General features: G+C 37.7%; 16 protein-coding genes. 11 read left to right on the top strand and 5 right to left on the bottom strand.

Annotation, left to right across the window (positions count from 1 at the left end):
• Positions 1-17: 17 nt before the first annotated feature.
• Positions 18-164, bottom strand: a complete 147-nt coding sequence (locus tag M3182_RS01670) for a small acid-soluble spore protein P (RefSeq protein WP_251433779.1) — start codon at positions 162-164, stop codon at positions 18-20.
• A gap of 148 nt (positions 165-312) precedes the next feature.
• Here M3182_RS01670 and M3182_RS01665 point away from each other — a divergent pair, with 148 nt between their 5' ends.
• On the top strand, positions 313-570 hold the full coding sequence (locus M3182_RS01665) for a hypothetical protein (RefSeq protein ID WP_251433782.1): 258 nt from the start codon (positions 313-315) through the stop codon (positions 568-570).
• Between the two features lie 84 nt (positions 571-654).
• Here M3182_RS01665 and sspO read toward each other — a convergent pair whose 3' ends face one another.
• Positions 655-804 (bottom strand): small acid-soluble spore protein SspO, encoded by a 150-nt coding sequence (gene sspO / locus M3182_RS01660; protein WP_251433785.1) that lies wholly within the window; start codon positions 802-804, stop codon positions 655-657.
• A 332-nt stretch (positions 805-1136) separates the two neighbouring features.
• Between sspO and acnA the strand changes: the two genes are divergently transcribed.
• Together acnA and M3182_RS01650 are read left to right on the top strand one after the other, a co-directional pair.
• Positions 1137-3857: an aconitate hydratase AcnA gene (gene acnA, locus M3182_RS01655; RefSeq protein WP_251433787.1), complete on the top strand. Its 2721-nt coding sequence runs from the start codon at positions 1137-1139 to the stop codon at positions 3855-3857.
• A 174-nt stretch (positions 3858-4031) separates the two neighbouring features.
• On the top strand, positions 4032-4601 hold the full coding sequence (locus M3182_RS01650) for a hypothetical protein (protein ID WP_251433790.1): 570 nt from the start codon (positions 4032-4034) through the stop codon (positions 4599-4601).
• Between the two features lie 137 nt (positions 4602-4738).
• Here the strand turns inward: M3182_RS01650 and M3182_RS01645 are convergent, their stop codons facing one another.
• On the bottom strand, positions 4739-6025 hold the full coding sequence (locus M3182_RS01645) for an NCS2 family permease (protein ID WP_251433793.1): 1287 nt from the start codon (positions 6023-6025) through the stop codon (positions 4739-4741).
• Between the two features lie 131 nt (positions 6026-6156).
• On the opposite strand from M3182_RS01645, the gene M3182_RS01640 reads away from it, so the two are divergent.
• The 8 genes from M3182_RS01640 (at position 6157) to M3182_RS01605 (ending at position 11814) form a co-directional block, all read left to right on the top strand.
• Complete coding sequence (locus M3182_RS01640) at positions 6157-7026, top strand: LysR family transcriptional regulator (protein WP_251433796.1); 870 nt, start codon at positions 6157-6159, stop codon at positions 7024-7026.
• Positions 7027-7178: 152 nt separating this feature from the next.
• Entirely contained in the window at positions 7179-7703 is a 525-nt protein-coding gene (locus M3182_RS01635; RefSeq protein WP_251433799.1) for a peroxiredoxin family protein, read from the top strand.
• Between the two features lie 189 nt (positions 7704-7892).
• Positions 7893-8024: an FbpB family small basic protein gene (locus tag M3182_RS01630; RefSeq protein ID WP_251433802.1), complete on the top strand. Its 132-nt coding sequence runs from the start codon at positions 7893-7895 to the stop codon at positions 8022-8024.
• A 69-nt stretch (positions 8025-8093) separates the two neighbouring features.
• Entirely contained in the window at positions 8094-8237 is a 144-nt protein-coding gene (locus tag M3182_RS01625; protein ID WP_251433805.1) for an acid-soluble spore protein N, read from the top strand.
• 182 nt (positions 8238-8419) lie between these two features.
• Complete coding sequence (gene tlp / locus M3182_RS01620; protein ID WP_251433807.1) at positions 8420-8647, top strand: small acid-soluble spore protein Tlp; 228 nt, start codon at positions 8420-8422, stop codon at positions 8645-8647.
• Positions 8648-8754: 107 nt separating this feature from the next.
• On the top strand, positions 8755-11079 hold the full coding sequence (locus M3182_RS01615) for an AAA family ATPase (protein WP_251433810.1): 2325 nt from the start codon (positions 8755-8757) through the stop codon (positions 11077-11079).
• Positions 11079-11519, top strand: a complete 441-nt coding sequence (locus M3182_RS01610) for an acyl-CoA thioesterase (RefSeq protein WP_251433813.1) — start codon at positions 11079-11081, stop codon at positions 11517-11519. Before M3182_RS01615 ends, M3182_RS01610 begins: the two co-directional genes overlap by 1 nt.
• A 4-nt stretch (positions 11520-11523) precedes the next feature.
• Positions 11524-11814 (top strand): hypothetical protein, encoded by a 291-nt coding sequence (locus M3182_RS01605; RefSeq protein WP_251433816.1) that lies wholly within the window; start codon positions 11524-11526, stop codon positions 11812-11814.
• A 30-nt stretch (positions 11815-11844) separates the two neighbouring features.
• Here the strand turns inward: M3182_RS01605 and M3182_RS01600 are convergent, their stop codons facing one another.
• Together M3182_RS01600 and M3182_RS01595 are read right to left on the bottom strand one after the other, a co-directional pair.
• The gene (locus M3182_RS01600) at positions 11845-12138 is read right to left on the bottom strand and encodes a HesB/YadR/YfhF family protein (RefSeq protein ID WP_251555906.1); all 294 of its coding nucleotides are present in this window, start codon (positions 12136-12138) and stop codon (positions 11845-11847) included.
• Between the two features lie 142 nt (positions 12139-12280).
• Entirely contained in the window at positions 12281-13447 is a 1167-nt protein-coding gene (locus M3182_RS01595; RefSeq protein WP_251555904.1) for a CapA family protein, read from the bottom strand.
• Positions 13448-13607 lie beyond the last annotated feature (160 nt).

Genomic DNA, 13607 nt, shown 5'->3' with positions numbered 1-13607 from the left:
TCATTTTTCTTGTAATTTTACATATCGTGGTTATGTCCATTCTTTTGTCTTGAGTGATTTCGATTTTTTACTTTTTTTGAGCCACTCAATGGTTCTGGCTGACCCGGGTTATGTCCTTTAGGCGCATTTTTTCGCATATCTTTGCTATCGTTTTTATTCATCATACATCCCTCCTACTAGTAGGTTGTTGTGATGGATTTGAATTTATACTGAATATTTTCTTTCACTCCTGCACAATTTACGAATACTCGAGGCGCAATTTACTTCGAAATTTCTATATCACTACAAAAGAAAACAGGAGGTAGAAATTCTATGCCTTATCATAAAAATAAACAGCAAGCCTTTCAAGCAGCCCAACAAGGGTTTGAGGAAGTACAAGATTTTTATCAAGATATTGTGACTGATAGTGCAAACTATGGTCATCAGCTGAAACACTTAAAGAATGAAGTGAACGAAGCTTATCAACAAATCGAAAATGCTCTTGAAGTGGCATCAGAAACACAACGTCCACAATTGGAACGTTTTATGAACGATTTAGAAAAAATTGTCGAAGAAGTAAATTTACAATAAACTGAACAAAAAGCGGAAGGGAGGAGAGCACCTTCCGCTTTATTTCGCAATTAGCTTTACACGTTTAGATTCAAATAGTTTGGATTACTGATTTTTTTTACGCTTTTTGTTGTTTTGCTTTTGCAGTTCTGTTAGTGGTTCATTCGAATACTCCTCATTGTATCCAGTACCTTTCCCTTGGGCACTAGCTGCATTCATACCAGGGATGATGTGGTTCGCCTTGCGTTTTGCCAAAATGGTCACCTTCTTTCTGAAAATTTTCAGGATTATTTTGCCCTTGTTTCCAGAATCGATACTTTTTTGGAATAATAACCTATTGTGAATCCTTGATTTTAAAGGTTTTTTTCATAATTCAAACATGCTTGATTATCGTATTTTCACTGTAGAAACCTAAAATACTATAAGTTTTTCTTATCAAAAACAATAACAATATTGATATTTACTTATACATAGAGTTATATTAAGATTAGAATTGTGAGAAAAGTTAGGATGTCGAATAAAGTTCTAACTTTTCGACAATTACATTTATTTAGTGTATGATTGTTACGACCAAAGGGGGTAGTCAGATGACTAAACAATTAACTGACCTTGATGTATTTAAAGCCCGCAGTACATTTGAATCAGGCGGGAAACGCTACCATTACTATCGTCTTGCAGCACTTGAAGAAGCAGGACTAGGAAACGTATCGAAGCTTCCTTATTCGATTAAGGTACTTCTTGAATCTGTTCTTCGTCAACATGATGGCCGAGTTATTACAAAAGAACATGTTGAAAATCTAGTAAAATGGGGAACTAGTGAAGTTAAAGAGGTAGATGTACCTTTCAAACCTTCTCGTGTTATTCTACAGGACTTTACTGGAGTACCAGCGGTTGTTGACCTTGCTTCATTAAGAAAAGCAATGGCTGACCTTGGTGGAGACCCAGATAAAATTAATCCTGAAAAACCGGTTGATTTAGTAATTGACCACTCTGTACAGGTTGATAAATACGGAACTCCTGATGCATTACAAGCAAACATGGACCTAGAATTTGAACGTAATGCAGAGCGTTATCAATTCCTAAGTTGGGCACAAAAAGCATTCGACAATTATCGTGCTGTTCCACCAGCAACAGGTATCGTACACCAAGTTAACTTAGAGTATCTTGCAAGCGTTGTCCATTCAGTTCAAACTGAAGATGGCGAATTCGAAGCCTTCCCAGACTCACTTGTTGGAACAGACTCTCATACAACAATGATTAACGGTATCGGTGTTCTTGGATGGGGCGTCGGTGGGATCGAAGCAGAAGCTGGAATGCTAGGACAGCCTTCATACTTCCCAGTACCAGAGGTAGTAGGTGTTAAATTAGTTGGCGACATGCCAAACGGTTCAACTGCAACTGACCTTGCATTAAAAGTTACTCAAGTTCTTCGTAGCCATGGTGTAGTTGGTAAATTCGTAGAGTTCTTCGGTCCTGGAGTTGTTACACTTCCATTAGCAGACCGTGCAACAGTTGCCAATATGGCTCCTGAATACGGTGCAACTTGTGGGTTCTTCCCAGTTGACTCTGAATCTCTTGATTACATGCGTTTAACTGGACGTACTGATGAGCAAGTTGAATTGGTTGAAAAATATTGTAAAGAAAACGGTTTATTCTTTGATCCAACACTTGAGCCTGTTTATACAGATGTTATTGAAATCGATCTTTCTGAGATTGAAGCAAATCTTTCTGGCCCTAAGCGTCCACAAGATTTAATTCCACTTTCTCAAATGAAAAAGAGCTTCAATGATGCTATTACTGCTCCAGCTGGAAACCAAGGATTCGGCTTAGAAGCTTCTGAAATCGAGAAGTCTGCTGTCGTTGAGTTTGAAAACGGTGAACAAGCGACAATGAAAACGGGTGCAATTGCGATTGCTTCGATTACTTCCTGTACAAACACTTCTAACCCATACGTACTAGTTGGTGCGGGTCTAGTAGCGAAAAAAGCAGTTGAACTAGGAATGGAAGTTCCGAAGTTTGTTAAAACATCTCTAGCACCTGGTTCTAAGGTTGTTACAGGATATCTTCGTGATTCTGGATTACTACCATACTTAGAATCTATCGGCTTTAACCTAGTAGGTTATGGATGTACAACATGTATCGGTAACTCTGGTCCACTTCTACCAGAAATCGAAAAGACTGTTGCAGACTCTGATTTACTTGTTACTTCTGTTCTTTCTGGTAACCGTAACTTTGAAGGACGTATTCATCCACTGGTAAAAGCAAACTATCTAGCATCTCCACCGCTTGTAGTAGCTTACGCATTAGCTGGAACGGTTAATATCGACCTTCAAAACGATTCTATCGGAAAAGACAAAGATGGCAACGATGTATTCTTCAAGGATATTTGGCCATCCACTGCAGAAGTAAACGAAGTTGTAAACAAAGTTGTTACACCGGAATTATTCCGCAGCGAATATGAAAATGTATTCAGCGACAACGAGCGTTGGAACGAAATCCAAACAAATAACGATGCTCTATATAGCTTTGATGATGATTCAACATATATCGCGAACCCTCCATTCTTTGAAGGTTTAAGCGCTGAACCAGGAACAGTTGAGCCATTAACTGGTTTACGTGTAGTTGGTAAGTTTGGTGATTCTGTCACAACTGACCATATTTCTCCTGCTGGTGCAATCGGTAAAGATACACCTGCTGGTCAATACCTACGTTCAAAAGGTGTTGAAGTACGTGACTTCAACTCATACGGTTCTCGTCGTGGAAACCACGAAGTTATGATGCGCGGTACATTCGCAAACATTCGTATTAAGAACCAAATCGCTCCTGGTACCGAAGGCGGTTATACAACTTACTGGCCAACAGGCGATGTTACTTCTATTTATGATGCTTGTATGAGATATAAAGAAAATGGAACTGGCCTAATGGTTATTGCTGGTAAAGACTACGGCATGGGATCTTCCCGTGACTGGGCAGCAAAAGGAACAAATCTACTTGGAATTAAGACTGTAATTGCAGAGAGCTTCGAGCGTATCCACCGTTCAAACTTAGTATTGATGGGTGTTCTACCACTTCAATTCAAAGATGGTGAAAATGCTGAAACACTAGGATTAACAGGTAAAGAAAGCTTCAACGTTGAGGTCGATGAAAACGTACGTCCACGTGACCTTGTTAAAGTTACTGCGACTGACGAAAATGGAAACCAAAAAACATTTGAAGCAGTCGTTCGCTTCGATTCTGAGGTTGAAATCGACTACTACCGTCATGGTGGTATCCTACAAATGGTTCTTCGTGAAAAATTAAAAGGATAATATCTTTCAAAAAAGCCCGTTTATGCATTTGTATAAACGGGTTTTTTACATTAGACAATATAAGTATTTTTAAAATTGTCATTAATTTCTCATAACTTTATTTAGTATTCTATTGAAATCCTTTTGATAACTTTTTATTGTTAAATTAGGTATTGTTGAAGGGGGAGAAGATAGATGAGTCTTTTTTCAATTGTTGCAAGAGAAAATTTTCTTTCCATCGTAATTGATCGTCAGGAATACGGAGGTTATGAACATCAAGCCCGCTCGGAACGAACGTATTATTATGAATTAACTCCGGATATCTTTTTCATTTTTACTGGGGAAGAAGAATTCTATCAAGAAAGCCTTCAGCTTGTGCAAACGCTAGCTAATAACCGAGTTAACCTACGTGAAATGGCCTTATATCTTCATCAACGGTGGCAACAAGCTAATCCACAATGTGTTAGTTTGGAGGCGGTCATTGGAGGAGTAACTGAGCAAGATGGGATTCAATATCACATCATTTCACCCTCCCAAGAATTAGAATCTCATTATCCTAAAACAGATGAAAGCCTATACTACGCACACGATTCGTATAATAAAACAGAACCGATGAATGAATTAGCGCGAAGATTAATGATGAATGGGGTATCAACGATTCCTCAAGTGCTAGTAGCACAACAAGAACTATATAAAACATATGTAGGCGCCGAGAGAGGGACAAGCTCTAAAGCAGTCACAATTGTCATTGAAAAGCCTAAATAGAGATTATCATAGAAAAATGAGCAAAAGAGCCAGGAACATGGCTCTTTTGCTCTCTTTTTAAGGAATATGAAACAAAGGAAGTTTTGTAAAAGTGAACGGTATAAAATGCCTAGAATAAAATCCAAAATACATTTCTTTTAGAAGGCATACTGAATAATAAAGTTACTGATAAATAACAAGGCTATCATATAAAGAGCGGGATGAATTTCTTTTCCCTGTCCCATCAATAACTTCATTAATGGATAGATGATAAACCCAATCGCCATTCCATCAGCGATGCTATAGGTTAAAGGTATTAACACGATAATCAATAGAGCCGGGAAGCTCTCTGTTAAATCATCCATTGAGATATGCACAATATTTTGTAGCATTAAGATTCCAATTAATATTAGTACTGGAGAAACTGCACTTGAAGGAACCATTTTTATTACTGGTATAAACAAGATGGAAGCGAGGAACAAGAAACCGGTAATAACACTTGTTAATCCTGTTCGTCCCCCCGCAGTAATTCCTGCAGCACTTTCGACCGAAGCAACTGTTGGACTTGTACCAAATACACCTGATGATAAGACGGAAACAGCTGTTGCTTGAAGTGACTTTTTGCTGCTTTCCGGTCGTTTCAACATTTTAGTATGACCGTGTATCAATCCAATGTTTTCAAATACAAGCACCATTGCCAGAGAGATTGATGTTAACCAGAAGATAAAATTTCCAACTTGCCCCCAAGACATTTGACCAAATACTGAAAAGTACTCTGTAAATGACGGAGTTGAGAAAGTTAATTTCTCCACTTTAGCTCCGCCAAATAGAAGAGCAAGTGCGGACGTAATGAAAATGCTTAATAATAAGTTACCAGGTACATTTTTAATGAAAAGGAAGATCGTAATGATTAAGCCGATAAATGTAACAATAACAGAAGGACTACTAAGATCTCCAATTGCCAATAATGTATGTTCTGAGTTTGTTATAATTCCAGCATTATCAAAACCAATGAGAATTAACAGAATCCCAATTCCCACTGAAATAGCTTCTTTTAAGGAATCAGGAATTGAGGAAGTGATTATTTTTGCCAATGGGGTAAACGCAATTATGACAAAAATAATCCCCGCTACAAAAACAACCGCAAGTGCTTCCTGCCATGTAAACCCTCCCGATTGTACAATCGTATAGGTGAACATCGCATTCAAACCCATCCCAGGTATGAGTAACATAGGTGTATTACTCCAAAGTCCAATCACTAAACACCCAAAGAAGCTAGTCAAGATGGTTGCAATAATCCCTGCTTCTAATGGAATACCAGCTACAGCTAAAATTGTACTGTTCACAATAATGATATATACGACTGTGATATAGGATATAAATCCGGCTGACAATTCCTTCCCGAATGTCGTACCATATTGTGATAATTTAAATAAACGTTCCAATTTAATCACCTTTCTCTCTATCTACGGGATTCAAACGATAGTAATCGTATCATAGACAGTGGTATATGAAAAATATATAATTCAAATACAAATCATACATTTTGCATATAACAAAAGGAAGGACACCAAATATGGATTTTAGACAATTACGATATTTTATTGCGATAGCCGAGGAAAAGAATATCACTGCCGCCGCGAACCGACTTCATATGTCACAGCCACCGCTTAGCATGCAATTAAAACAGCTTGAGGAAGAGTTAGGGGTAAAACTAGTCGAGAGAAATGGCAAAAGTATGGCCTTAACGGATAAAGGGGAAGTCCTTTATCGCCATGCACTTCAGCTAGTAAATAATTTAGAAGAAGTGAAAAATGAACTTCAAGAAACAGAGGAAGGCAGAAAAGGTACACTATCGGTTGGGCTTAATACTCTTTCAGTTCCCTTCTTTTCCGATATGTTACAAAAGTATCACCAAAAATACCCACATGTTTCCCTAAAAGTCGTACAAAATGATTCCTTTTATTTAACTGATATGGTGAAATCAAGGTCGATAGAAATGGCTTTTGTTCGTCTTCCCCTTGAACACCAAGGTCTAGCATATCATCATTTACTTAATGACCCTTTTGTTTTCGTATATACAAAATCCATTGAGAGCATATCACTTAAAGAGATTACAGAATTTCCTTTAATCATCCCAAGTACAGAAGGATTAGGGAGCTATAATACCATTTTGAATGCTTTCTCAAAACAGCAACTTCAACCTAAAATAATTGCTGAGTGTTCGGATATGCATGTTCTTATGGAAATGGTACGAGCTGGAATGGGAGCCACAATCGTTCCTGAGTCGGTACTTAAAGTTTATGGAGGTCTCCACTTATTTCCAACAATCATCCGTGATGCCGATTTGTTTTCATCTCTTGGCATTATTTGGTTAGAACATCATTTCATTTCAACGCCTGCCAAAAATTTTATGGAAATTGTTAAGAAAGTTTTAGGAAATTAAATAAAATTATAGTAAATATATGGCATATTGAAATTAAACTTTTAATTCGTATCCAGGATAATTCTGCCCTTGTTCATTCATACACACCTAATTTTTCCTCTTTTTTGGGGAAAGCTATCTATATCAGTAATGACTAAAGAGGTGTATAAATAATGATAAAAAAAGGGGTGTTAGTTACCCTATTTTTCTTAGTTTTCAGTGTTGCAGTTGTCCAGGCAATCGGGAAGGGTCAACAAAATACCGATTCGGTTCAGAGCGAAAGTACAGCAATCACGGATGTTTCAATAAAAGCACCTAATTTTACTTTAACGACGCCTGAAGGAAAAAAAGTGAATTTGGCTGATTACCAGGGTAAAAAAGTAATTCTCAACTTTTGGGCAACTTGGTGTCCTCCTTGTAAAGCAGAAATGCCAGCCTTGCAAGATTTGTACGAACGTTTAAATGGTCATATCGAGATACTCGCAATCAATATCGATCCAGAAAATGATGTTTCCAAATTCGTCAAAGAACATAATCTAACCTTTCCCATTCTGCTAGATCAAACGGGAAAAGTTAATGAAAGCTATTCGATTTTGTCCGTACCAACCACTTTTTTACTTGATGAGAATGGTACGATAATAAAAAAACAGATTGGTGCAATGACCTTAGAACAAATGGAAGCGTTTATTGCAACTTGAGACTTTTAGGAAAATTTCCTGAAAGTTTTTTTATGCTAAAAGGAATTTAGGTCAAAGCACTTTGTATTAGGTTTAGACATAAAAATAGATGGGAATAAAAAAAGGATTAAATTTTCAAAAAGTTGTAATAATTGAAATCGTTTCTGGGCATAATAACTGTTACAATGGTGACAAAGGAAGGTGAATACATTGAGAAAACCAAGAAAACGTTCTTTTGAAGAACTTGTTCTAGAAAATAAACGCCAAATCCTAAACGACCGTGAAGCTATGGAAAGACTTGAAGCAAAGCTTGAGCAAAAGCGTTTAAGCAAAGCAGAATAATAGCATTCTTTTTCCATTAATGAATCTTCTCTTCACAGGAAACACTGAATGGTAGAGGAGGGGATAGTCATGGGAAATCCAAAACGTAAAAGTAAATATTTTGTGCCAAGCCATCTAGGAACCCAGCCAAGAGCAGCTGGTGGAAATAAAGGAAAGAAAATGCAAGATACATCAGGTGAGCATGCACAAGTTATTCAGACAAAAGGTGAATAATTGTAAAAAACCCGTCAATTTCAGACGGGTTTTTTTTTACCTATTCTTCATGAGTATGAATTGGTATTATTCCTATGGGGTTTCATATAACCACACACAAGAAATATTAACACTCTTTTCCTTTATAATTTAGACGATGTGAACACAAACTAAAATCGGTCGCAAAAAGGGGGTAGTTACGAATGGCTTATAACAAACCGAATCCAGATGATCGTAGCGATAACGTTGAAAAATTACAATCGATGATTCATCATACCATCGAGAACATGGAAGAAGCAGAAAAAGCAATGGAATTTTCCTCCGCTGAAGATCGTGCAAATATCGAAGCGAAAAATGAGCGCCGCCGTCATTCCATCGACGGGTTTCGTTCTGAAATTAGAGATGAGGCTAACGCCCGAAATAATCATTAAGGAAGAAAGCGACCATAGACCTGCCTATTTTTGGGCAGGTCTTTACCTATTTACAGTGAAAATATGATAATATACGACTTAAACCTAATTAAAAAGAAGTGATGGATATGAGTCAACAAAGAAGAACACAAAATGAACAAAGTAGGCAATTTCTGAAATGGGAACAAGAGTTTGCTGAACGTGGGTATATTCAAAATGAGGGTGAACTTCTAACCTACATAAAAAACTTATCAGAAGGCAGTCAATCCGAAGAAAAAGCTGAACTGCTTGCAATAGCAGCATTGTCGAGATCAAAGCAAAGAGGAAATGACATAGTTGCCTTGAATTGGATGGAGAAAGTATTAACCATCAACCCAGGTAACCTAAAAGCCAAACAGTATATTGCTTCCTCAAAGTGGAAAGGCTTCGAAGGAACCTTTAATAGCCTTAACTTTCCCCCATTACGGGAGACCGATAATCGAGCAGCCAAAAGAAAAACAGCAGAACAGTTTATTTTGGTTTGCCGAGACTTTCTTGATGAAACTGAACAAACACTTGAGCAACTTGAGCAATTAAAAAGCTCTGGAGAAGATCACCAGAGATTTGAATTATTATCCCATTTATTAGAAGAAGCAGTAAAAGAAACATCTGCGCTGCTGAAAGCAACAGAAGAATACGAGCAATCGATTACAGGTGTATTTCATACCTCAGTTCATTATGAAGAAATGAAGCTTCGATTAAAACGACTATTAGATGTAAAGGAATCATGGGAAAAAGCTTTTTCCTCCTACGAAAAACAGGAGGAAACAGAAGAGGATCCTCTTAAAGAATTAAACAACCTTATTGGGCTTGATTCTGTAAAAGAACGCGTCAATCGCTTTTATCATTTTCTTAAGTATCAAAAAAACCGAAAAGAATTAGGTTTCCAAATTAAAGATGCCATGAGTCTGAATATGATTTTGACTGGTAACCCAGGTACGGGTAAAACGACCATTGCTCGACTATTAGCGAAAATCTATAATCAGCTTGGAGTGCTTCCAAGAGCAGAAGTCGTTGAAGCGGATCGATCACAGTTGGTTGGTGCTTATGTAGGTCAAACGGAGGAAAATGTCCGGAAAATGGTTGAAAAAGCATTGGGCGGCGTACTGTTCATCGATGAAGCGTATAGCTTAAAACGTGAAGGCCAAACTGGAAATGATTATGGACAGACAGCCATTGATACATTGGTTTCACTAATGACTGGCAAAGAATATGGTGATAAATTTGCGGTCATTTTAGCCGGCTATCCTGAAGAGATGCGCCAATTCATTGATGCAAACCCAGGTCTTAGAAGTCGGTTCCCTAATTCAAATTTGATTCACCTTCCGGATTATAATGATGAAGAATTATTAAAAATAGGGGAGAAAGCGGCAGAAGATAATGACTATGTTTTAACAGAAGGGGCCAAAATTGAGCTCTTAAATCGTATCGAACGTGAACGCGTGGACGATACATTTGGAAATGCTCGGACTGTGCGTAATATTGTCCAGGATGCCATTTTTACAAAAGGCTCCCAAACAGAGCTGGAATTGGATCTCTTTAACTACTCGTTACTAGAAAAAGAAGATTTTACGCTTGAGGAAGAAAAGCCTCAAGAAAATGCGATGGAACAATTAAATGGCTTGATTGGACTTAATAATGTGAAAGAAGAAGTTCAATCCTTGATTTCATTTGTGAAAATGCAAAAATTGAGAAGAGATCAAGGTTTCCAAACAGTTCCAATCCAACTTCATTCGGTTTTCACAGGGAACCCGGGAACAGGAAAAACAACTGTAGCGAAAATATATGCCGAGCTTCTTAAGGAGTGTGGGATCTTAAAACGTGGCCATTTAATCATAGGAAGCCGCGCAGATTTTGTAGCAGGTTATGTTGGTCAGACCGCCATTAAAACGAAAAAGAAAATTCGTGAAGCGTTAGGTGGTGTGTTGTTTATCGATGAGGCCTATTCATTGCTTAGCCAGGGAAATGGGGACTTTGGGAAAGAAGTAATTGATACCCTCGTAGATGAAATGACACGTCATAACGAAAACCTGGTTGTCATTCTTGCAGGGTATCCACAAGAAATGAATGATTTGTTAGAAATTAACCCTGGTCTACGTTCTCGTTTTAAAAAGTTCTTCCATTTTCCTGATTACACTGAGAAAGAATTGCTAGCGATTATGGAAAACTACGCAGCAAATTATCAGTATAAGCTTACGAATGAGGCTAAAGCTTTTATTACTGATAACCTTGAAAAGGAACGAATCGGTGGAAATGGACGACTTGCTGCCAATTTAATTAACGAGGCTATTCAAGCCCAAGCATTTAGATTAGTAGATGACCAAGGCTCCTTAGAACTAACAGAAGATGCCTTTAACCTGGATAGAACAGATTTTAAACAAGCCTTTACTAAATTAACAAAAGGGGAATCGTAATGCATATTTCAACAAAAGAAATTGAAGTTCGCTACGCAGAAACAGATCAAATGGGTGTTGTTTATCACTCAAACTATTTAATTTGGATGGAGCTGGGTCGAACACAGCTCATTGAAGATCTTGGATTTAATTACGCAGCATTGGAAAAAGAAGGGATTATCTCACCGGTAATCGATATCCAAGCTTCATACAAAACACCTGTTCGATATGGTGAAAAAGCGACAATAAAAACTTGGGTTTCAGACTATGATGGTCTAAGGGTTACATACAGCTATGAGGTTTACAATGGAGATGGTGAACTTTCATTAACAGGAGAATCACGTCACGTTTGTGTTAAAAAGGATTCCTTCCGTCCAATTTCGATTAAGCGCTCCTATCCCGATTGGCATGAAGCTTATTTGAAGGCGAAAGCACAGCCTGAAACCACGAAAGGGTCTTAATATTGTGGCGTTTGGTATAAATAGAGCAGAATTAATAGCATGGAAAGAAAAAGTTGCTCAAGGAGAAATCGCGTTTATCACACATTACTGGCTCGATGATCGTTTTCCTAACTCCAAAACAGTCACAAAAGTCGGCTGTAGCGATACACAAAAATTGATTAACTGGGGCAAGAAATATGGCTTGAAAGCTGAATGGATTGATAACCGCAAACCTACAATGCCTCATTATGATTTATTCGGCGAGTTACGAGATGAAATTTTACGGAAAGAAGGGTTAGACCATTTAATATGGTAATCAAAAAAAGCAGACGCAAAATGCGTCTGCTTATTTCGTATATTTGTATTCAGGCTCATCCACATTGGCATTATAACCGACTGACAAATTATGGCCATCGAAATACCAGAGATCTTTATCTAAAACATAATAGGTAATTCCGTTGATTAATGTCTTAGCGCCGATGTCACCTTCTGGTTCCTCCTTAGACATTCCCAGAGAAAATCCTTGCTGAACCGGACTTGCACCACCGTACTTTGCAAAAAAACGCACAAATCCATCTTTTTTCAAATCCAATTCTTGCTGAAACCAAGTTATAGCTTCATCGCTGATTGTAATATTCATTCCCAAACTCCTTCCATGCAATTCCATGCAACAATATCACTATTATAAGTGTTATGAAAAAGGACTGTCGAAAAATATGCTTTGTCTTCCTTTATTATGGCGAAAAATAAGAGAAAAACTCCCATAAAATGACGGGAGTTTACTAGGGTTCCTTCAAAGATGCCATCATATGTGACATAATTTCATCATAAATTGAGTTAGCATCCTCAAGTCCAAATTTGTCGGCTTCTTCTAATGGAACAACACGATAATTTCGTTGCCCGCTGCTTGAGACATAAGTTGGTATAAATGTTGGATTTATTAATTCAATTGCTGAACCATTTGGCGATACTGTTTTATGAATCTCAATTGTTGCCATTCCACCGATATCTTTATAATCCCACATTTGCCCTGATAAAAAATTTCCCAACGAGTAAATGACAAGCGATTTTCGTCCGTCATCCGCTTGTATCCATTCCATTGGTTGTAACACATGTGGATGGTGACCGAATACGACATCAACACCTTCATTCACGATAAATCGAGCGAGTTCTTCTTGAATATCATCTGGGAATCTTTGATATTCATTTCCCCAATGAATACTCATGACCACAACATCGGATTTTGCTTTTGCACGATGAATCTCTTCCTTCATAGCTTCTTTATCAATCAAGTTTACGAGGAATTCCTTCCCTTCTGGAATTGGAATTCCATTTGTACCGTAAGTATAGGATAGGTAGGCGATATTAACGCCATTATGGTTTAAAATGCGTAACCGATTCTTATCCTCTACATTTTTAAAGGATCCTACATAGGGGAGACCTACTTGATTTAAATAATTCATAGAACTTTGAACCCCTTTTTCTCCTTTATCAAGCGTATGATTATTCGCAGTTGAAACGATGTCAACTCCTGCATCAATTAAAGCATCACCCACTTCACGTGGACTATTAAACGTTGGGTAACCAGATAAACCGATTTCAATCCCACCGAGAATGGTTTCTTGATTAGCCAGTAATAGGTCTGGACGGACGAGAATTTCCTTAACGTTCGCTAGCATTGGTGTAAAATCATACCCATCTTTAACTTGGGCGTCCATATAAACCCGATCATGGATCAGAATGTCACCGATTGCTCCAAGTGTAACGGTTTGTTTGTAGGTTTTTCCATCTGATACCATTTCTCTATGTACATGGTTGGCATTGGAAAGAACTAAATGATCTTCAGCATTTGCTAGGGTTTGTTCACGTAAAAAAAATCCTATACAAGTAGCACATAATAGGAGCCCGATGGTGATAAGAAAAAAATACCATTTTTGTTTCTTTTTCATACTAAGCTTCTCCCTTAGCCCTTTTCGAGCAGAATTATTTTCGAATCTTCATGGATAATATAAAATGGATGAAGAGATTTGTAGTAATTTATCGAATACATTCACATATTGTCCATATTTTAACGTGTTATCCACTTGGATTCAATCAGGGAAGGAGGAA

Origin of the sequence: Mesobacillus maritimus, from assembly GCF_023715205.1 — a bacterium.
Classification (GTDB): Bacteria; Bacillota; Bacilli; order Bacillales; family Cytobacillaceae; genus Mesobacillus_B; species Mesobacillus_B maritimus_C.
This window is presented reverse-complemented; position numbering and strand designations above follow the sequence as displayed.